This window comes from Fictibacillus enclensis (assembly GCF_001457035.1).
Classification (GTDB): domain Bacteria; phylum Bacillota; class Bacilli; order Bacillales; family Fictibacillaceae; genus Fictibacillus_C; species Fictibacillus_C enclensis.
In genome coordinates, this window is the sequence record NZ_KQ758621.1 from 1 (window position 1) to 19,481 (window position 19,481).

General features: G+C 47.3%; 19 protein-coding genes, 1 rRNA gene and 1 pseudogene. 5 read left to right on the forward strand and 16 right to left on the reverse strand.

Going from position 1 to position 19,481, the window contains the following annotated elements; translation table 11 throughout:
• Together AS030_RS20115 and AS030_RS23815 are read right to left on the reverse strand one after the other, a co-directional pair.
• Nucleotides 1–215: ribosomal RNA gene (locus AS030_RS20115) — 16S ribosomal RNA — on the reverse strand; the annotation flags it as partial.
• 294 nt (nucleotides 216–509) lie between these two features.
• Nucleotides 510–668 carry a hypothetical protein gene (locus AS030_RS23815; protein WP_156412597.1) on the reverse strand — a complete coding sequence of 53 codons (159 nt, stop codon included), beginning with the start codon at nucleotides 666–668 and terminating at the stop codon, nucleotides 510–512.
• Between AS030_RS23815 and AS030_RS20120 the strand changes: the two are divergent.
• From AS030_RS20120 to AS030_RS20135, 4 genes and pseudogenes are all read left to right on the forward strand, one after another.
• Nucleotides 655–1,475 (forward strand): annotated as a pseudogene (locus tag AS030_RS20120) (YeiH family protein); the annotation flags it as partial. The gene AS030_RS23815 and the pseudogene AS030_RS20120 sit on opposite strands and share 14 nt — an antisense overlap.
• Before the next feature lie 114 nt (nucleotides 1,476–1,589).
• Entirely contained in the window at nucleotides 1,590–2,792 is a 1,203-nt protein-coding gene (locus AS030_RS20125; RefSeq protein WP_061975080.1) for an MFS transporter, read from the forward strand.
• Between the two features lie 130 nt (nucleotides 2,793–2,922).
• Nucleotides 2,923–3,690: an SDR family oxidoreductase gene (locus AS030_RS20130; RefSeq protein WP_061975083.1), complete on the forward strand. Its 768-nt coding sequence runs from the start codon at nucleotides 2,923–2,925 to the stop codon at nucleotides 3,688–3,690.
• A 327-nt stretch (nucleotides 3,691–4,017) separates the two neighbouring features.
• Nucleotides 4,018–4,473 carry a hypothetical protein gene (locus tag AS030_RS20135; RefSeq protein ID WP_061975085.1) on the forward strand — a complete coding sequence of 152 codons (456 nt, stop codon included), beginning with the start codon at nucleotides 4,018–4,020 and terminating at the stop codon, nucleotides 4,471–4,473.
• A gap of 6 nt (nucleotides 4,474–4,479) precedes the next feature.
• Here AS030_RS20135 and AS030_RS20140 read toward each other — a convergent pair whose 3' ends face one another.
• The 3 genes from AS030_RS20140 to kynA are packed head-to-tail and all read right to left on the reverse strand — an operon-like array spanning nucleotide 4,480 to nucleotide 6,294.
• Entirely contained in the window at nucleotides 4,480–4,956 is a 477-nt protein-coding gene (locus tag AS030_RS20140; RefSeq protein WP_082635915.1) for an aminoglycoside phosphotransferase family protein, read from the reverse strand.
• Nucleotides 4,953–5,411 carry a hypothetical protein gene (locus tag AS030_RS20145; RefSeq protein ID WP_061975089.1) on the reverse strand — a complete coding sequence of 153 codons (459 nt, stop codon included), beginning with the start codon at nucleotides 5,409–5,411 and terminating at the stop codon, nucleotides 4,953–4,955. Before AS030_RS20145 ends, AS030_RS20140 begins: the two co-directional genes overlap by 4 nt.
• A gap of 25 nt (nucleotides 5,412–5,436) precedes the next feature.
• On the reverse strand, nucleotides 5,437–6,294 hold the full coding sequence (kynA, locus tag AS030_RS20150; RefSeq protein WP_061975381.1) for a tryptophan 2,3-dioxygenase: 858 nt from the start codon (nucleotides 6,292–6,294) through the stop codon (nucleotides 5,437–5,439).
• Between the two features lie 121 nt (nucleotides 6,295–6,415).
• Between kynA and larC2 the strand changes: the two genes are divergently transcribed.
• Complete coding sequence (gene larC2, locus AS030_RS20155) at nucleotides 6,416–6,901, forward strand: nickel pincer cofactor biosynthesis protein LarC2 (RefSeq protein ID WP_061975383.1); 486 nt, start codon at nucleotides 6,416–6,418, stop codon at nucleotides 6,899–6,901.
• A gap of 234 nt (nucleotides 6,902–7,135) precedes the next feature.
• On the opposite strand, the gene AS030_RS20160 is transcribed toward larC2, so the two are convergent.
• The 11 genes from AS030_RS20160 to AS030_RS20210 form a co-directional block, all read right to left on the reverse strand.
• A complete protein-coding gene (locus tag AS030_RS20160; RefSeq protein ID WP_061975091.1) occupies nucleotides 7,136–7,759 on the reverse strand; it encodes an urease accessory protein UreH domain-containing protein in 624 nt (207 codons plus the stop codon).
• Nucleotides 7,760–7,785: 26 nt separating this feature from the next.
• Nucleotides 7,786–8,673, reverse strand: coding sequence for a fumarylacetoacetate hydrolase family protein (locus AS030_RS20165; protein ID WP_061975093.1), 888 nt, complete (start codon nucleotides 8,671–8,673; stop codon nucleotides 7,786–7,788).
• Between the two features lie 77 nt (nucleotides 8,674–8,750).
• Nucleotides 8,751–10,220, reverse strand: coding sequence for an alpha-ketoglutaric semialdehyde dehydrogenase GucD (gene gucD, locus AS030_RS20170; RefSeq protein ID WP_061975095.1), 1,470 nt, complete (start codon nucleotides 10,218–10,220; stop codon nucleotides 8,751–8,753).
• A gap of 23 nt (nucleotides 10,221–10,243) precedes the next feature.
• A complete protein-coding gene (locus AS030_RS20175) occupies nucleotides 10,244–11,419 on the reverse strand; it encodes a UxaA family hydrolase (RefSeq protein WP_240482433.1) in 1,176 nt (391 codons plus the stop codon).
• The gene (locus AS030_RS20180) at nucleotides 11,400–11,711 is read right to left on the reverse strand and encodes a UxaA family hydrolase (protein ID WP_061975099.1); all 312 of its coding nucleotides are present in this window, start codon (nucleotides 11,709–11,711) and stop codon (nucleotides 11,400–11,402) included. Before AS030_RS20180 ends, AS030_RS20175 begins: the two co-directional genes overlap by 20 nt.
• A 69-nt stretch (nucleotides 11,712–11,780) precedes the next feature.
• Nucleotides 11,781–12,683, reverse strand: coding sequence for a fumarylacetoacetate hydrolase family protein (locus tag AS030_RS20185; protein ID WP_061975101.1), 903 nt, complete (start codon nucleotides 12,681–12,683; stop codon nucleotides 11,781–11,783).
• Nucleotides 12,684–12,767: 84 nt separating this feature from the next.
• Nucleotides 12,768–13,541 (reverse strand): IclR family transcriptional regulator, encoded by a 774-nt coding sequence (locus AS030_RS20190; protein WP_061975103.1) that lies wholly within the window; start codon nucleotides 13,539–13,541, stop codon nucleotides 12,768–12,770.
• Nucleotides 13,542–13,669: 128 nt separating this feature from the next.
• On the reverse strand, nucleotides 13,670–14,620 hold the full coding sequence (locus tag AS030_RS20195; RefSeq protein WP_061975105.1) for a U32 family peptidase: 951 nt from the start codon (nucleotides 14,618–14,620) through the stop codon (nucleotides 13,670–13,672).
• 18 nt (nucleotides 14,621–14,638) lie between these two features.
• Nucleotides 14,639–16,831, reverse strand: a complete 2,193-nt coding sequence (locus tag AS030_RS20200) for a dihydroxy-acid dehydratase domain-containing protein (RefSeq protein ID WP_061975106.1) — start codon at nucleotides 16,829–16,831, stop codon at nucleotides 14,639–14,641.
• 29 nt (nucleotides 16,832–16,860) lie between these two features.
• On the reverse strand, nucleotides 16,861–18,207 hold the full coding sequence (locus AS030_RS20205; RefSeq protein ID WP_061975108.1) for a hypothetical protein: 1,347 nt from the start codon (nucleotides 18,205–18,207) through the stop codon (nucleotides 16,861–16,863).
• Nucleotides 18,204–19,466 carry a nickel pincer cofactor-dependent isomerase, group 22 gene (locus AS030_RS20210; RefSeq protein ID WP_061975110.1) on the reverse strand — a complete coding sequence of 421 codons (1,263 nt, stop codon included), beginning with the start codon at nucleotides 19,464–19,466 and terminating at the stop codon, nucleotides 18,204–18,206. The genes AS030_RS20205 and AS030_RS20210 overlap by 4 nt, the downstream gene beginning before the upstream one ends.
• Between the last annotated feature and the right edge of the window lie 15 nt (nucleotides 19,467–19,481).

Consider the following 19,481-nt stretch of genomic DNA (forward strand, 5'->3'; position numbering starts at 1 on the left):
ACCGACTTTCAAAAAAGAAGCAGGCGCTTCTCGTTATCATCCGGTATTAGCTCCGGTTTCCCGGAGTTATCCCCGTCTTACAGGCAGGTTACCCACGTGTTACTCACCCGTCCGCCGCTAAATCAGAGGAGCAAGCTCCTCGTCATTCGCTCGACTTGCATGTATTAGGCACGCCGCCAGCGTTCATCCTGAGCCAGGATCAAACTCTCCAATAAAGTGTTTGATATAGCTCTTAATGTTTAAAAATAAGAAATTGATGGGATTGTAAAATCCCTGACTTACTCTGGCTTTTGTTTGGTTTTCAAAGAACATTTGTTTGCGTCGTCGTTTTGGCGACTTTAATAGAATACCTCGTTATTACTGCCCCGTCAACAATTTTTTTAAAAAAATTTTATATACTTAATATTTCCAGCTAAAGAAGTAGCTCTACTGAAACAGTTGGGGCAACATTTCTTTTTGAATTACAACGATGACACACTTCTCGGCGTCGTCAGATGGATTTATTTTAACTAATACATAAAAACATACAGAGTCAAAAACAATAAAAGAAAGTAATCAATCAGGTAATGGAGCGTTTCGATGACGTAAGTGTCCTCGTTTCTGTAATAAAGCTCACCTAATTGAAAGGCATCGATCGCATCGGTTTTGACTTTTCTTAAACCTGGCATTGAATTTTCTGCAAAAAACTGCTGCGATTTGCCCTTATTTTATATGGATTAAAACTGAACATTGACGCTGTTTTTCATTAAGGACTGCCGCTCTTGCTCCGCGGTATTGGAACGGTTGCTTTCTCCATTCTTGTGATGTATGTCCTCGCTAAATGGCTCAAAGCAGACGCCCCCATATCTCTTTTGCTTGGAATAGGTACAGGAGGTTGCGGTGCGGCCGCAATTGCGGCTGTTTCACCCATTCTTAAATCAAAGGAAGAAGATACAGCGATTAGTATTGGAATTATTGCTTTAATGGGGACACTATTCTCCATCCTTTATACCGTCATTCATCCGCTGCTTCCTCTTTCGGACAGTACGTACGGCGCATGGGCCGGACTTACATTGCATGAGATCGCTCATGTGGCATTGGCTGCCGCGCCCGCGGGCCAGGACACTTTGGCGATGGCCTTGCTTGCCAAGCTGTGTCGTGTTTTCTTGCTTGTACCGCTTAGCTTTTTCTTCATGTTTTGGATGAAAAAACGCGCTCCGAGAAACCAAAAACACCAAACACAGATTGAATTTCCCTTGTTTCTTATTGGATTTATCATGACAAGCCTGTTGGGCAGTTATGTACTTGGAGACATCATTCCAGCGCGCGTTTCAGAAATCATCTCAAATTTCAATACCTTTATCCTTACGATGGCAATGGTTGGTCTCGGCTTGAACGTCAATTTAGGTGCCTTAAAAAACCGTGCATTGCGCCCTCTTATCGCCATGACCATCACCTCTACTCTTTTATCAGTGCTGACCGTTTTCACCTTGTAAACCTTTTTGAATCCCCCATTCAAGAAGGTTTCTTTATGCATTTAAACTACTTATTTGCTATATTTAACAATGTGAAATAATTAACATATTGATTTTAGTAAGGAGATAACTGCTATGAAAAACAACTGGATTCGGCCGGTTACTGTTGTAGTGCTTGTGTGGATGACGTATATGTTTTCGTTTGTGGACAGACTGTCGTGGCCACCTGTCATCCCGCTCGCCTCCAAGGATATGGGCTTGTCAGCCGCAAATGCCGGCAGCTACATGACCGCTTTTTACATCGGGTATGTGATTACACAATTTCCGGGTGGTCTGTTGACTGACCGGTTCGGCTATCGAAAAGTTTTGCTGGGCTCATATTTAACAATGGGGGTTTTTACGCTGAGCATGTCTTTGGTACATACGTTTGAACAAGGATTCGCTTTCCGGCTCTTGGCCGGCCTTGGCTCTGGTGCCATCTTCTCTGCCTCAATGGCCGCAATCTTTGACCATGTATCAGCGAAAAGAAGAGGCATTGCCATCGGTCTTTTCATGACAGCAACCTCACTTGGGGTCACCGTCGTTAACTTGTTTGTTCCCACTGTGGCGGAAAACCATGGTTGGCGCTCCGCCTTTTTGATCGCAGGATTGCTGCCGATCGCCGGTATTATCCTGAGCTTCTTTTTTCTGAAAGAAAGCAATACCTATCATGGAACAAAAACAAAAGGCGTCTCTGTAAAGGAGATGTTCGAGGTATTAAAGAATAAAAATCTGCTGCTGGCTGGAGCCGCCGGTTTTGGCGGTTTATGGGCGACATGGGGAACCGCCACCTGGGCCAATACCTATTTGAACCACAATCTTCATCTCTCATTGGTGGAAGCGGGGAAAATGATGGCGGTCTATGGTATGGCTGGCCTGTTGTGCAAGCCGCTCATCGGTTTTATTTCAGACTATTTTAACAAAAAAACCATTGCCTTTTGGGCACTGTTTTTATTTGCTCCCGTTTTGGTTTGGTTCGGTATCAACACGCATACAGGCATTCTTGTGCCTTTGACCGCCATTCTCGGGATCACTGCGTTTATCTACAGCCCTGTCATGACCGCTATTATTGGCGAACTGGTGGATGAAAAGCAAATCGGAACCGCCATGGGGCTGGTGAATGCTATCTGGCAGCTCGGCTCTCTCATCTCTCCGCTCGTTGTAGGAGTAGTAGTAGATACTACTTCAAGCTTCCTGCTCGGTTTTATGGTTCTAGCCGCTGGCCCGCTACTCGGTGCTATCATGATGCTGTTTGTAAGACTTAAAGGGAAACAAGCAAGAAAATGGGATGCTGCTTAAACGGCGAAAGTGGTATCAAAAAATACCCCTATTTCCGAAACGGATAGACACTCCGTTTCTTGGAGGCGGGTTTACGGGTATATTAGATTCACGTGCCATTTTTAATTTTTACGAACAGGGAGGAACATCAATGAAATTGACTGGTAATACTATCCTGGTTACAGGCGGGGCCTCAGGCATCGGACTGGCTTTTGCCGAACGTTTTTTAAAAGAAGGCAACAAGGTAATCATCGTTGGACGACGTCAGGAAAAATTGGACGAAGCAAAAGAGAAATTCCCGGAACTTCATACAAAAGTTTGTGATGTTTCAAATGAAGAGGAACGCATCGGTCTCGTTGAATGGACAACCAAGGAGTTCCCGGATTTGAATGTTCTGGTAAATAATGCCGGCATTCAGCAGCGGGTCAACCTGTTAAATACTACAAAAGACTGGAAATACTATCAAAATGAATTGGCTATTAATGTGGAAGGTCCGATGCATTTGACCATGCTTCTTATCCCTCATTTCGTTAAAAAGGAGCGAGCCGCCATCATGAACGTTACCTCCGGTTTGGCCATTCAGCCAGGGGTATGGGTTCCAATCTACAGTGCAACAAAGGCAGCTATGCATTCCTTTACGGTGACCCTGCGCCACCAGCTCGCAGAAACCGGTGTCGAGGTTGTGGAAATCCTCCCTCCAGCCGTCAATACCGATCTGGGCGGTGTTGGACTTCATACCTTTGGTGCTCCACTTGATGATTTTGCGGATACCATTTTTAATGGACTGAGAGATGAAAAATTAGAAGTGGGCTATGGAGGAACCGAAGAACGCCTCCATGCGCCAAGGGAAGAAATTGAAAAAGGTGTCTTGAATGCCTGGCTTGGCTTTCAGAAGAACAATCCTGACTTTCGAAAATAAAAAAATGACTCCCCTTTCATCAAGGAAAGGGGAGTTTTTTATTGCCGCTGATGTACCTCATCACTTGGCTTGGGCTGTGTAAAGAAAAAAATGAAGATAATAAGAGGAAGCGCAAGCAAAAATACTCCGACCTTCGCCGGCCTGACAGTTGGAATATCGGTTAATGACAAAGCCAATCTTATCATTCCTTTTTGCTATAGATGTTGTTATCACTATATTTCAGGGACGTGTATCCTGTACCTATGGATGACAAAAAAATGTTTTGAAGTTGTCTTGCATTCCCGTTCCCGGCAGTGAGGAATAAGATACAACTGTGGGGGGAGGCAAATGGTGAAAGCAGCAGATCAGACAGAAAAAGAACTTCATATCATTGGAGCGATTCAGCGGGGACTTGATTTGGCCACGGCGGCTTTACTTCTCAGCGGACAAATAACCATAATAGGTGTCTTTGTGACTCCCCGGGGTTTTCGGGTTTCTTTGGGCGGCCCGCTGACAGGAGAAGACCGTCTGGAAGGAATTGGAGGAAACCAGGCGGCCACAACGCTTGTGGATGTAATTGATATTGGTCTGGCCATCCTTTTGATCAGCGACCAGATTCGTGTGACCGGTAGCTTCATTGCCCCAGGCCGGTTTACCATTAATGTCAGCGGACCGATTTTTGGCGTTCCCTTAACCGTTCCAAGCCTTCCCCAGTTGAAACGGGAATCTGCCTTTTTTCAAAAAATCGTCTCCAGGCATTTTGAAGTGGATCCGCATTTTTTCAAACCAGATCAACAGTATTAAAATGCCTTATAAAGCATTCCAATAGTTTTTATTATTGATGTTTTCCACACACCATTGATAATGACCATCTGAGCAATCCCCGGAATAAAAATTCGCCGTAATGAAGCTATAGACCAGAACATAAAAATACAGTTCTTTTCTGACGCTCTCACCTAACGTTGAAAGTATGAGATTCAGGTATCTTTTACGGATATTTGAATGAAATTCATCGTACATATCAAAACATACCCACCCGATGGCAATATCGAATAACGGATCGCCATACATGGTCATCAACCCAAAATCAATTAAACCCCTAACCTGGCTACTTGTATTTATTAATAAATTCCCAGGAAAAAAATCTGCGTGGATTAATGAATACTCCCCTTTGTACTCCTTGGATAAGATCTTCATCAGATCATTTAACTTTCTCTCATACTCCACAATATCTCTTTTAAAATAGCGCAATAATTCAGGTGTCTTCTGACGTATTTTTTCTTTCAATCATCATACCAGTTGTCGATTTTTATGGAGGATATGCCCGGTCCATCAAATAAAACAAACCCTTTGATCGTAGAATTTCCTTTAATCTGCTGCAGCTCCAGATGCGCTTTCAGGTAGATTTTCATCATTTTGCTTTGTTCATTAAAGCTCATGTCTGAGAGCAGACTTCGCATATTGCTGCCCTTAATCCGTTTTTCGGTAGTAACTAAAATCCCATTTTCCAGAAACACATCATAAATATACGGAAGCTCATAGCCCAAACCATCAGAATTGATCCCGGCATAAAATTCTTTTAATCTCCATTGTTTATTAAGATCAGACATGTGATTATAAACTTTCAGTACCTTATGGTCGGATAAAGCATACACCCCGGCTTCCATTCCCGAACCTAAAAAATTCGACTGTGTAACGTTAAATCTATCCAAAATGGCTGATTTAGCATGGTTATTCATCATTTCATCATTCCTGACACTTCTCTTCTTATAACTCCGTACGAAGATCCCACAGTTCCGGGAAAAACCGCTGTTCCAGCACTTTTTTCAAGTACCCAACCCCGGAAGAACCGCCCGTTCCCCGCTTGAAACCTATTACTCTCTCAACGGTTTTCATATGGCGGAAGCGCCATTGCTGGAGCCAGTCCTCAATATCCACCAATTTTTCTGCAAGCTCGTAGAGATCCCAGTATCGCTGCGGATTTTTATAGACCGTGATCCAGGCTTTGCGGACAGACTCGTTCTCCTGATACGTCCGCGTGACATCGCGGTTCAGGACCTCTTCATCAATTGAAATTCCCGCCTTATTCAGCGCCTGGATGGCCACGTCATAGAGTCCTGGTGCTTCATATGCCTGTCTCAGTTCTTTTAGTAGCTTTGGATCTTTTTCATAGATTTTCAGAACATGAGGTGTCTTGTAGCCAAGAGCGAACTCGATCATCCGGTATTGGTAAGACTGGAAGCCGGACGCCTGGCCGAGTGAATCCCGGAATTCCATGTATTCAGATGGTGTCATGGTGGACAGCACATCCCAAGCCTGGATGATTTGTGACTGTGTTTTTGACACACGTGCCAGTTTTTTGAACGCACTGGACAGGTCGTCTTTCGTAATGCAGTCGATGGCGGCATGCATCTCATGCAGTATCAGCTTCATCCACAGCTCGCTGACCTGGTGAATCACAATAAATAACACCTCGTCATGATGTCCGGATAATCTGCTCTGTGCCGATAAAATTTTGTCCAGCTGCAAATATTCCCCGTATGTCATATTATTTTTAAAATCCGTATGGATGCTGGTTTCTGAACTTGTGGCATTGACCTCCTGCCGGTTTTGGTTATCCTTCATGATAACATCCCCCTTTTTGATACCGCTTACAATCATTCCTATCATACCTTATTTTCACAGTACAATTAAATAGGTGTACGGTATAATGAAAAGAACGAGCAAAGATGAAAGGAGCCGCAAAATGAATGAATTTAGCGCACGCCATGCACAAGAACATATTGACAATGAGATGGTAATCATAGAAGTGAACCTGGATGACTGCAGCGGAGAAACGCTGTCGTACACGATGGACAGGCTCTTTGCGGCCGGTGCCAACGATGTGTACTACACTTCCATCTATATGAAAAAGAACCGTCCCGCCTATAAGCTATCCATACTTTCGGACAAAGCAAAGCAGCCATTGCTTGAAGAAATCATCTTTCGTGAAACCTCAAGCTTTGGTTTGCGATATTATCCCGTCTCCTGTCACCGCCTCGGCAGGGAGTTTTACAGGGCCGAGACTGCATACGGTGAAGTATCTGTGAAAATCGGAATCTATCAAGAGGCACCGATTAAATTTTCTCCGGAATATGAGGATTGTAAAAAAGCCGCGGAACAACACAATGTTCCCCTCCAAAACGTGTACGATGATGCAAAATTGGTGGCGATGAAGCATTATAAGGCTTGATTGCCCTCAACATGGGAGCTTGCCGAGGCTTATTGGGAGCTCAATCCGCTTCCATTATTTAACTTGCTCTCAAATTTGCCGTGTTTATTCTCAAAAAACTGGATTTATTCTCAAATCACGCCACTTTATTCTCAAAACCAATCATTTTATTCTCAAACGGTTTAAACCATGTGAATTTCGACAAAAATTGACTCATCCATTTGCAATAACCGAGCAAGATAAAACCCTGTTTCATCAAGAGATGAACAGGGTTTTATACAAATAATAGACGCCAAAGCAGACGCTCAGCACGCCTGTAAAACGCGTCAGCAGAAGGTTGATTTTTTTATGGTCCGATGACCACGAATACGGCAGCCCGATCAGCAGGGTGGCGAGCACCATACTGATCAATGTTCCTGCACCAAAGACAAGCAGATAAATCACTCCTAAATATTTGTCTTGGATGGTGCTTAAAAACAAGTAAGCGACTCCCGTGCTCCCCGCCAGCCCATGCAGCAGGCCAACGATCAATGGTCTGAGCATCCACTTGCTGCTTCCTGAAACGGCATGTTCATGCTTGTGGGAAACACGCAAGGTATAAAACGCCTTCACACCAAGATAGATGATCATGACGCCAACAACACCTTCCAGCAGCATTTCCACTGAATGGGAGACGAAAAGATTGAAGTAGATAATGGTGCTTCCCACAACCAGAATCGTGGTCATGTGGCCGACCCCCCACCAAGCACCGACCAGTGCGGAAAAACGGGCTTTTTTCTTTTCACTGACAATCGTGGTGACAGCCACAAGATGATCCGGATCGAGCGCATGCTTTAAGCCGAGCAGCATGGCCATCAATAAAATCGTGAGTAGTTCCATATGTAAGCTCCTGTTTTGTTTTTTCTCTATTTTCTCATAATTGTGGTCAGTTTTCCAAGCCCTTCTACCTCTACGGTTATTTCATCCCCATCTTTAAGCCAGTTTCTTTCTCCTTCCGGTTCTCCCATGATCACGCCTTCTGGTGTACCAGTCAAAATGAGATCCCCCGGTTGCAGCGTCATATGTTCTGATGCATAGCTGATAATTTCCTGACAGTTAAACACCAAATCTGCAGTATTCGAGTTTTGGCGAACATTTCCGTTGACCTCGGTCTTTAACGACAGAGCGTTTGGATCTTTCACTTCTTCCGCACTAACCAGATAAGGACCGACCGGGCAGAAGCCATCACACGTTTTTCCAAGCAGCCATTGTCCAGTTTTAAACTGCAGATCACGTGCCGACAAATCGTTTGCTGTGCAATAGCCGTATACATAATTGAGAGCATCTTCTTCACTGACCTTGCTGGCGGTTTTTCCGATCACAATGGCCAATTCCACTTCATAATCCACCTGCAATGAGCGCGCCGGCAATTTGACTTCCTGCTGATGACCGGCCAGAGCATTATTGAACTTGCTGAAAAGGATAGGAGATTCAGGAAGCGGCATGTTTGATTCTTCGGCATGCTTTTTGTAGTTTAATCCAACACATATAATTTTCTGTGGTTCTGTAACACATGGACCAATCTTCAAAGAATCCTCGGTGTAAAGAAATTCTTCCCTGGCCGCCATCTCTGAATCTGAAAATTGCTGCAGAGCAGCCTTCCCCTGTTCTCCTTTCGCAATCAATTCAGAGACAGTTTGCGGTACCGCATCTGAACCAAGTGAGCGGGCAGCACCCCCAACATCCAAAATGCCGCGCTCCGTTTTTATTCCCAATACCCATTGTCCATCTTTTTCAAAGGTAACCGTAATCATGTTCATCTTCTCCTTTTCACATAAAATAGGAGGGTTAATCAGCGGAACCCTGTCCGCCGATCACCCTCATTTAAGCCTTATTTGCCTTTGACAAATACCGTTTTGATGGATGTGTAAAATTCAATGGCAGCCTGCCCCTGTTCTCTTGAGTGGGAGCTCGATTGCTTCATGCCGCCAAATGGCGCCTGAAGCTCTACACCCGCTGTTTCGGCATTAATACGTACAAGCCCGGCGTCCATATCGTTAATAAAGGAAAGCATATGGCTGATGTTGGTCGTATAAATGGAGGCACTCAATCCAAACTCCACATCGTTGGCCATCTCAATCGCTTCCTCCATCGTTCCCACCTTGATTAACGCAAGAACCGGGCCGAAGATTTCCTCCTGAGAAATGGCCATGCCGCTTTCCACATTTTCAAAAACAGCCGGCTCGACATAAAAGCCATCCTTCGTTTCAGGTGCCTCGAGGCGCTGTCCGCCGTAAAGAAGGGTTGCTCCCTCTGCTTGTCCCTTTTCAATATAGGAGAGAACCGTTTCCAGCTGTTTTTCACTGGAGCACGGCCCCATCCAAGTTTCACCTTCAAGTCCAGGGCCAACCTTTAGCTCGCGGACTTTGGCAAGCAATTTTTCTTTGAACGCGTCATACACATCTTCATGAACGATCACACGGCTTGTTGCCGTACATTTTTGCCCGGTTGAGCGAAGACCGCCGCTGATGGTCCCGTCTACCGCAAGATCAAGATCAGCATCAGCCGCAATGATCACCGGGTTCTTTCCGCCCATTTCGAGCTGGTATTTTGCTCCGCGCGCCAATGCGGCCTGGCCTATCGCTTTTCCTGTCTGGTTGGAACCGGTAAACGTAATACCGTTGACTTGCGGATGATCGACGATGGCCTGTCCGACCTGTGAACCGGTACCTGTCACCATGTTCACTACTCCTGCTGGAATTCCTGCTTCGTCCAGACACTCGATCACTTTTACTGCTGTTACAGCCGCTTCCTGTGCCGGTTTAATGACGATGGAATTTCCGTAAATGAGACCAGGTGCCATTTTCCAAACCGGGATCGCCACTGGAAAGTTCCATGGAGAAATAACGCCAACAACGCCAAGCGGAACACGTGTTGTAAACATTAATGCCTCACTGTCGCTGGATGGAATGACATCGCCTGTCTTGCGCATGCCCTCTCCCGCATAATAGCGAAGAATGGCCACGCCTCTGAGCGTTTCACCCTTGGCTTCTCCTAAAGTTTTTCCCATCTCTTTTGTCATTGTTTCAGCAATTTCATCGGCACGGCTTTCCAGGATATTGGCTGCCTTATAAAGGAATTCTCCTCTTGCTGCACCGGACAGCTTTTTCCATGAGGCGAGAGCGTTGTGTGCTGCAGCAACCGCCTGGTCCACATCTTCTTTTCCAGATTTTTGTACATTGCCCACCACATCGTGTTTGTTTGCCGGATTGATGCAGGAGATGGTTTCATTCGTTGAGGCTTCCACCCATTCTCCGTTTACGTAATTCAAATATGTTTTCACCTGTGTTTGTACTGCCATTGATCATCGCTCCCTTTCTTTTTTTAAAATGTAGGTCCAATTCTCCATATGCCAAAATCGTGCTGCTTCAGAATTTCCGACTTGGTCAGTTTGCCTGAAGAAACCTCTTTGATCTCTTCAAAAATCCGCTGTCCGACTTCCCCAATCGTTTCTTCTCCTTCAATAATCGTACCGGCATTCAAATCCATGTTATCGCTCATGTTTTCAAACATGGCGGTATTCGTTGAAATCTTGATTACCGGGGCAATCGGTGAGCCGGTTGGTGTTCCGCGTCCGCTTGTAAACAGAACCACTTGTGCACCGCCTGCGACCATTCCGGTCAGCTGTTCGATATCATGCCCCGGGGTGTCCATCCAGACCAGACCCTTTTGCGAGGGCGGCTCCGCATAATTGATCAATTCCTGAAGAGGCGTTGTTCCTGATTTGTTGGATGCACCGAGTGACTTTTCCTCCAGCGAGCTCAAGCCTCCTTCAATATTGCCCGGGCTCGGGTTGCCTGTACGAATATCCACACCCATCAGGATGGCGCGGTTTTCCATCTGTTCAATGACTTCATACACCCGTTTAGCCACTTGATCATTGACCGCCCGTTTGGCCAGCAGGTGCTCCGCTCCGATCAGTTCTGTCGTTTCAGCCAAAATCGCGGTACCGCCTGCCTCCACGACCAGGTCGCTCACCACGCCAACTGCCGGATTGGCAGAAAGGCCTGAGCAGGCATCGGATCCGCCGCACTCTGTTCCAACGATCAGCTCGCTGAAGTCAAAGGGCTCGCGGCGCTGTGCCGAGGCATCCTGCACCATTTTGGCTGCCACCTTTGCGCCCTGGGCAATCGTCATCAAGGTACCGCCGTTATCCTGTATGGAAACGACCTCGACGGGTTTTCCGCTTTTGGCGATTTCACCCGCCACACTGCGTGCCTGATGGGTTTCGCAACCCAATCCTAGAACAACCACACCATAAACATTGGGATTCAGTCCCATTCCGACATAGGTTCGAAACGTCTGGTCATAGTCCTCTCCCACCTGGGCGCATCCGTGCTGGTGAATGAAGCTGACGGTTCCCTGTACGAGCTCCGTGATCTGCTTGGCGGCCTGGGTGGCGCACGTAATCGTCGGCAGGATCAGCACGTGGTTGCGGACACCTACCTTCCCGTCAGGGCGCCGGTATCCGAGCAATTGATTACTGTACTCGAGATTCAACTTTATCTCCCCTTCCTCTGATGCCTTCGAGATTATGTACATGAACGTGTTCGCCCATGCTGATTTCAGAGGATGCCCGGCCAATGATTTCCCCGTATTTCAAAATCTCCGCTCCCGCTTCAATCGGCTTGACCGCGAATTTATGGCCAAAGCGGATATCCTGAACCAATTGCACTTCCTGTTGATGCCCTTCACAAACAACTGGAACAACAGCTCCCTTCGGCAGATCCATCAGCGCAATGGCCACGTTGTCCGAAGGCTTCATCATTACCGTTTTATACTGGACTCCCATGAAACGATCCTCCTCCCGAATAACTGTTTCAACATTCCCATCATACCTAATTTTCAGTCTTTTTGCTGGTTAGCGGGCCGCTGAAATTTTACTTTTTTGCGTTTTTACCGGATTGTTCAACGTGCCGATGGAAGAAATTTCGATCTCGATCCGGTCTCCGTCCTGCAGTGTGAATTCATTTGGAGGTACGATGCAGGTTCCCGTTAATAATACGGTTCCGTCAAAAAGATCATTGTCTTTTGCCAGGTAATCCACAAGTTCATCTAACCGTCTCTTTAATTGTTTCGTATTGGCCGTGCCTTCCACCACTTTTTCTTCCCCACGGTAAATGCGGCAGGCAAAATCAAAGTCATATGGATCTTCAACTGCATCTGCGAGTAAGATCACTGGACCGATCGCGCAGGAATTTTTCCATACTTTTGCCTGCGGCAGATACAACGGATTCTCTCCTTCAATGTCCCGGCAGCTCATGTCATTTCCAGCCGTGTATCCCAGTACCTTTCCGTTCCTGTCAAGTACCAGCCCAAGCTCCGGCTCAGGAATTTGCCAGTTGGAGTCACTTCGAAGGTAAACCGGCTGATCCGGTCCGACCGTGCGTGCCGCTGTGGATTTAAAAAAGATTTCGGGACGTTTTGCATCATACACTTTATCGTAAAATGTTTCGGCATCGAGCTTCCCGTCAGTCGCTTCATAGTTTCGTGCCTCTTTGCTCTTTTCATACGTTACACCCGCTGCCCAGACCTCAGGAGCCAAAATAGGAACCCCGAGCTCCAGCTCACCAAACGTTGCGTTTTGCGGCTCCTGCCCCGCAATCAATTCCTGGACATGTTTCAATGGGGTGGTTTCTGCTTTTTCTGCTTCTGAAACCAGTTCCAAAAAATCGGCATAAGGCAAATCATACACTCTTTCATCGTTTGCTAAAGCAGCCAGACTGAAATTACCTTCATTGTTTTTATATCGTAAAATGCGCATCTCGTATTCTCCTTTTGTTTGGTTTTATATTATAAAACTGCGTTCTCATTAAAGGATACACTCCTGGCATAAGGAGCGCTTGTTTTAAATGGACGAGGCTTTTACCCCAAATCCAAGTTCCCGTGAAATGTTTTCTGCTGTTTCCTTCAGCATCTCGGCAATCTCTTTGATCGCTTTTTTATTAATGCGGTGTACCGGCTGCGACATGCTGATGGCTGCAATCACATGTTCCGAGTGGTCTCTGATCGGAACCGAAATACATGAAACGCCAGGTTCGTTTTCTTGATTATCCATGGCGAAGCCTTCATTTCTTACATTGTCGAGTTCAGTCAAGAAATCCTTTTCATTGGTAATGGTTTTAGGCGTCTGGCTGATGTAATCATAATCCTTGAGAATGGCGGCCAGTTCTTCCTGGTCTTTAAAGGCCACAAGCGCCTTTCCTACCGCACTGCAGTGCACCGGTATTCTGCGCCCGATCCTGGAATAAAGGATGGTAGCTGCAGATCCTTCGACCTTGTCGATGTAAACGCCTTCCTTTCCATCCAAAATAACAAGATGGATGGTGTTCCCCGTTTTCATGGACAGCTCCATGAGATGTTTTTTCGCTACAGACCGGATATCCAGGTTATGGATCACAAAGTTCCCGCGCTCGAAAAGTTTCATTCCCAGCTTGTATTTTCCGTTTTCAGGATTTTGCTCAATATAGTTGTAATGCTGTAGTGTTTTAAGCAAAGAATGGACTGTACTTTTGTGTAAATTCATTCTTGAGCTGATGTCGGTTATTTTTAATTCCGATTCATATTCGTCAAAAAGGTCCAGAATACGAAGCGCCCGGTCTACGGATTGAATAATTGGCATGTCTCATTCACCCTTTGATAAAGTTTGATGGCTTGTCTTTTCCCTTATGGTACCACACCACAAGGGGGATACAACCGGATTTGCCTTGCAGGACATGCCAAAATCTGTAAGCGCTCTATAGCCTTGGATCAAGGCGCTGCTACTTTTCCGCCTGGCAAAGGAACGGCGATTCCCTCGGCCCCTTTTTCTGAAACCTTGAGATCCGGAGCATAACGCTTAATCATCTCGAGGCCAAGCTTTGCTCGTCTCACACGCTCTTTTGAGAGTGCAATTGAGGTCGGCTCAAGATGGGTTCCTGAAGGGTAAATGTTAGGAGCATTGCGCAAACCGAATTTAATATATACCGGCGCTGCTACCCGGATGATTTCTGGTATTTCATAATGGCGGATAAAGCCGCCGACATCATCAGGCACTTCCACATAAATATCGATCGGAACGTCAACCGCCTGGCGGATCGCTGCGAGCCTTGAAAGCGTAAGGTCGGTGGGCACGTTGTACGTTCCGGCACCAATCTGCTCCATCAGACGGATTGAAATTGGATTCGCCTGTGCCACCTGCACCGAAACTTTAACCACCAGGTCAGCAGGAAGTTCCCCGGTCTTTTTCAATTCATTAACGAGCCACAATAATCCTTCATCCGCCACTAAAATCCCCCGGATTCCGGCGTTGCAGGCGCGCTTGATATCCTCGATGGAATAGATGAGCTGATCCATTCCCTGTACACGAAGGCCGGCAATTTTTCCGGCACTTGCCCATTGCATGGCCGATACATCCCAGCTGCCACGCGGGCCAACAAACAAGCTGACTTCAAGGTTTTCTCTTCTGCCGATAGCTGCCATCTGCTCAAGCTCGTCGTCGGTCAAAAGCATAATTCCACTACCCTGTGAGATTCGGTGAATGCCAACGTCATATTGCTCGCAGGCCTCAATGACCGCTTCAAATGATGCCGGGCCTTCCACACTTGGGATTTCAACACGGTACTGCGCTCCATCAGGAAATGTTTTTTCCGAAGACGGGAGGTCATGACAATCTCCGGGAGGGAAACCCAATTTCTCAATAGCTCTTTTCGTTTCTTCCATTAGATATCTTCCTTTCGATTAATGTTGGGCAAGATTAAGTGAAACAACATCTTTTTGATAGTCCAAATCTGCTTCCTCAAACACTTGAAGCGGAACCACACCATGAGCTGCATCTGTATGGCTGGTCATCCTGTTGCTTGCGGCTACCTGGCGCTGGCGTTTGGAGATGGCCTTCATGCGGGAAGCTGCCAATTCTTTTCTTTGCTGGCGAATATGCTCAAATTTAAATACCTGTTGTCCACGCTGGAACGCCGTTTCGTCCATGAACTGAATGGTGCGCTCACGGAAATCAAGAAACAGTACATCCCCCGTTTGGAGATAAAGGATTCCGCCGTCTCCCTTGGCTTCTGGGGTCATATGGCCTACCGCGGCTCCGTAGGTAACGCCTGAATAGCGCCCGTCACTGATCAGGGTTGCCATCCTTTTCAGCTTACGGTTTGCGTTGATGTGCTGCATCGGCGTAAACATTTCCGGCATGCCGAATGCGACAGGTCCCTGGCCGGATACCACAACCGCGAGTTTCAGGATCCCCTCTTCCACCATGGCATCGAATAACACATCATAAGAATGGGTTTTCAAGGCTTCATATCGGTCCGGCGCATTTTGGTTTACAGCAGCAAGAAGATTTTCATGGGTGAATGCTTTCGTATTTCTTAGCTTGTCAACCAGCTCGGCGTCAAGAAGTCCATGGTTGGCGTCCTCTTCGTTGTCATAATAAAGAACAAACGCCGCCTTTTTATCGAACTCATCAAGCTGCAGGGTCGTCATCCCGCTGATTTTAACCACAGCGCTTTCAAAAAAGTTACCGCTGAGTACGTCAACACCGCTGTATGGCCGTCTTGGCTTATCAAGAATGACCGGATTTTCAGCAATCTTTTCAATGGACACCTTATGTTCTTTTTCCAGCCGCTCACGCCAGCTCGTGCCGGTTACGGTTGGAGCATCTACATCCATCGGCACCCCATTTTGAAGCAGTTCATAAAATAATGATTCCATGCCGCGGCTGTTTCCTGAGCAGCATTGCATCGCCAGTGCAAATATGTCCCTGCCCTGGGTGAGACTGTAGTCAAACAAATCAGGCACCGGCACCTCGTGATGAATGCGGTCCATTTCATGCAGGCTGAACTTGAATCCGCCATAAAGCATCCCGGCCACGATGTGCATCATCAAATTGGTGGAACCGCCGGATGCGCTGTGGATGCGGACGGCATTTTTAATGTTAGAAGCCATAATATTGGAAGCCCCGAAGGCTTGCTGGTTAATCATGCCTGCCAACGGATCAAGCGCCGCATTGATCTGTTCCTGTGTCGGAGGATCGGTCAGCAGCTCCAGCTCAGGGTGTACAAGCCCCATACCGGCAACCAGGTGCCGCGAGCTGTTTCCGGTTCCGTTAAACGCACAAACCCCGCCAAGCCCGTCGCACGTATTGACCGCCAGACGCTTTTCGTAATCATCGTGTTCCGCCTGGGAGATGAATCCTTTTTCCTTTGCCCGCTGAAGAACGCCCTGGAACGCGGTGTTGGATGAACATTGAAGAATGTAAGCCATCGCATCACGAAGATCATAAGCGATGTCATCCGCTCCGTTTTGCTCCGCTTTTTGGGCAACCGCCTCAAGCTCTTGAAAAAGGCCTTCTGGAATGGTTCCACCCTGTAAAACATGGGCAGGAGCAAATGTTGCAAAGAACGGCGCTTCCCCGCGATAGTTCCGGATGCGGTCGAGATGGGCCATGGCACTTACCACTCCAAGCGGCTGTTTGTCACAGCCCTGGATGACAAAGGCGCCATGATAGCTGTGCGCCTCGATCTGGTTGACAACCATTTCCGCAACTGCATTTCTGCTTTGCAGGGAATAACTCATCCCCTGGTTGCTTTGCGCGGTTCCGTCACACATGACCGGTGTGGAAAAATAAAAAGGAACCCCTCCGTTTTGCCAGATGCGCAGCGCAGCCCTGGACGATGTCTGAAAGTCCATAATATGGGCTGGATGATCGGGAGATCCCCCGATAATGGCAATACGCGGCGCATTTTCATGAAGCCGGTTATAAATTTCCTCCAGGGTCCAGTCCGGCGCATCGCCTTCATAGGTTGGCCCGAGAATCTGTTTTGCCCGGTCCAAAAGGCCCGCAACACAAATGGGTTCATTGGCCTTACCCTGAACATTGTCACGATATGGATTATAGGAATTTTCGATATATGGATACAACACAATAGTTCGCCACCTTTTAAACTAGTAAACTGTTACAGCATCAGAAGCGCAATCATTGTCCCCATACTGCTGTAGAGAAATGCAAACCCGATGTTCCAGAACGAAACACGGTATGGATTCTGATGCAGAAGACTGCCTGTTAAAGACACCGTAATGTTGTAAGGGCCCGCCATGACAGTGGACAGTCCAGATGAAATAAGAACGACGGCAAAGCTTAAGGGGTTGATCTCTCCCAAAAGAGGCTGTATGACCTCCCCCAGAATGCTGATGGTCACAAGCGGATGAAATCCGATCATCGCCAGACCGAGAAAAAGAACCTGAATCAGCAGAAAGAGCAACACGGGCCAATGCTCCACGGCTCCAAACGGCTGCTGCAGCCATTTTAAAAACGGTGAAACTTTAAGTGTACTAATTAAAAAACCTGCGGAGAGAAACAAAACCATAAAGTTTTGCTGGGACGATGCCCTGTTCTTCCAGACTCGCAAACTATAAACCAGATAGGATCTGATTCTTTTTACGAGAAGAGCCCAGAGAAATGAGTAGGGAACAATGACAAGCGTGACCGCCATTAGAAAATCAGTGTTGAGCACCCGCCTCGCTCCGATGACTGCTGCAATAAAAACACTTAAATAAAGAAGTAGCACCCCGGATTTTTTGAGGATCCTTCCGTCCAACGGTGCCGCTTCTGACGCTGCCGCCTGTTCCACCTGATATTTGCGGTATTTCAGGCCAATCAGCCAGTCTACTCCGAGCAACGTGACAGAGAACAAAAGAAGCCACGGAAGCAGATGAACATAATTCGAATGAGTGATGTCCACACTGATCGCCACCAGAATCTCCATCGGACTCCAGGCGAGACACAGGGCATAGCCTCTCAGCATCGCACGGCTGATAAAAATATCCCTCAATTTGTCCTCTGCTTTTTGCAGATTGCGGCGGAGAACCGATTCAACCAGCGGGATCGTAGCGATATTTAAAAACGACCCCAGCAAAAAACTGACAAGCGAGCTTCGGTAATACAACTGCCCCAAATTTCCCACCCGCCGCTTTAGCAGCTGGTTCACACTTTTGTCGTACCGCCCCACAACGATGATGCTGTTGATGAAAGGCAGCACATAAAAGATGGCGAGCAGGACAATGGTTGACGTCATGTAATGCGGCAGCTCCAGCAGCGGCTTTTGCAAATAAAAGTAGAGAAGGCAACCCACCAGAATAAATACGGTTCCTGTCGCACGGTATAGCCCGGTTGCCTTCGGAAATGAAAGAACAAGTGCCAGTATGGCGAAAATCCCTGTCACCTCATCGAGCAGAAAGCTGTCAGCAAACAGGCTGATCGTATAAAAAACGACCATGAGGCTGTATATGGCAAGCAAGATCACCGGGCTTCGCCAGCTGTGTACATCTCTGCCGGTTCAGACAGGATTTCAATATCCGAATGGGCTTCCGCTTCCTCTCTCAGGCTCTCGGAAATCCATATATGCTGAAGATCCAGCGTGTTTGGAATACGTACCACCCTTGCTCTTGTAAGGTCACGGGCATTGCACGTTTTGATGGCCGCTTTTATAGCCATCTCTTCGTCCTCAAGAACCATCGGAACTTTAATCACCGATGTCACCGTACTGGTGAGCGAATTGGCGTAGCCCTTTTCCCAGGAGATGCTGTTAAACAGCTTCCTGGTGGTTGTATCCGCCAGTCCGATTCCGTTGGCATTGCCATGGGTTTTCTCCGTTAAACCGAGCACGACAATGCGTGAAACATCAGGTCCCCCGTAGGCATAAGGAGTGGCATAACGTCCGGTAATGTTCGGGTCCATCCCGTCCCCTGAAATGTCTTTGCCGATTTCTTCAACAATCAGCACATCCATCGGATCAAATAAAATTTTTGGCATCAGCACTTTCGCTTCAAGCAAAAGCCCCGGCTCTCTTTCTTCCATTTCCTCGGCAGGAACGGCAACAATTTTGGCTGGTCGGTCATAGGCGTTCTCAATGGATCCAAGTCCGAAAATAATCGGAATCTTGGCCATAACCATCTTGGCCATTTGGGGAACATGCTCTGCCATGTACTTAAAGCTGTAGGCATGCGCGGCCTCCGCCCCTTTTTGCTTTCCAAGGCCAATCGTGATCATCTTCATCAAACCACTTTCAACCGGGCCTCGGAAAGCCGTGTGCGGCTTTATCCGGTTAATAACGATCACCTTGTCTGCACTGGCGGCATTTTTATCGGTGTAAACAGGCAGGCCATTTTCAAGCGTGCCGGTTTGCACGACCTCCATGCTGGATACAATCGGTGCGCCGACCGATGCTTCGGTGACACCGAGCTGCTCGAGCACTTCACGCTGCCCTTCAGCCGTGGCACCGCCATGGCTGCCCATGGCAGGCACAATAAAAGGAGAACCCCCTGCTGATATGACAGCGTTGACCGTTTCCCTGACAAGTATGGGAAGGTCGGCCACACCGCGGCTACCCGCGGCGATGGCTACCCGGTCACCAGGCGATATCCTTGAGAGTACGCCTGTTTCTTTTAATGTCTGCTGAACGGCCTGTGCGGTGTCATCAAGTTCAGGAGCATGAAAGGATTGCTTCACTTTCATCATCTTTGGAAGGGCTATATCCTGCAGCAACTGTGATATGATCTCCATTCCTCTTCCTCCTTA

Bases quoted from the DNA above. Each gene is read 5' to 3' on its own strand.
- AS030_RS23815 (WP_156412597.1), bottom strand. From the start codon at position 668: ATGCCAGGTTTAAGAAAAGTCAAAACCGATGCGATCGATGCCTTTCAA.
- AS030_RS20125 (WP_061975080.1), top strand. From the start codon at position 1,590: ATGAAAAACAACTGGATTCGGCCGGTTACTGTTGTAGTGCTTGTGTGG.
- AS030_RS20130 (WP_061975083.1), top strand. From the start codon at position 2,923: ATGAAATTGACTGGTAATACTATCCTGGTTACAGGCGGGGCCTCAGGC.
- AS030_RS20135 (WP_061975085.1), top strand. From the start codon at position 4,018: ATGGTGAAAGCAGCAGATCAGACAGAAAAAGAACTTCATATCATTGGA.
- AS030_RS20145 (WP_061975089.1), bottom strand. From the start codon at position 5,411: ATGATGAATAACCATGCTAAATCAGCCATTTTGGATAGATTTAACGTT.
- kynA (WP_061975381.1), bottom strand. From the start codon at position 6,294: ATGAAGGATAACCAAAACCGGCAGGAGGTCAATGCCACAAGTTCAGAA.
- larC2 (WP_061975383.1), top strand. From the start codon at position 6,416: ATGAATGAATTTAGCGCACGCCATGCACAAGAACATATTGACAATGAG.
- AS030_RS20160 (WP_061975091.1), bottom strand. From the start codon at position 7,759: ATGGAACTACTCACGATTTTATTGATGGCCATGCTGCTCGGCTTAAAG.
- AS030_RS20165 (WP_061975093.1), bottom strand. From the start codon at position 8,673: ATGATTACGGTTACCTTTGAAAAAGATGGACAATGGGTATTGGGAATA.
- gucD (WP_061975095.1), bottom strand. From the start codon at position 10,220: ATGGCAGTACAAACACAGGTGAAAACATATTTGAATTACGTAAACGGA.
- AS030_RS20180 (WP_061975099.1), bottom strand. From the start codon at position 11,711: ATGGGAGTCCAGTATAAAACGGTAATGATGAAGCCTTCGGACAACGTG.
- AS030_RS20185 (WP_061975101.1), bottom strand. From the start codon at position 12,683: ATGCGCATTTTACGATATAAAAACAATGAAGGTAATTTCAGTCTGGCT.
- AS030_RS20190 (WP_061975103.1), bottom strand. From the start codon at position 13,541: ATGCCAATTATTCAATCCGTAGACCGGGCGCTTCGTATTCTGGACCTT.
- AS030_RS20195 (WP_061975105.1), bottom strand. From the start codon at position 14,620: ATGGAAGAAACGAAAAGAGCTATTGAGAAATTGGGTTTCCCTCCCGGA.
- AS030_RS20210 (WP_061975110.1), bottom strand. From the start codon at position 19,466: ATGGAGATCATATCACAGTTGCTGCAGGATATAGCCCTTCCAAAGATG.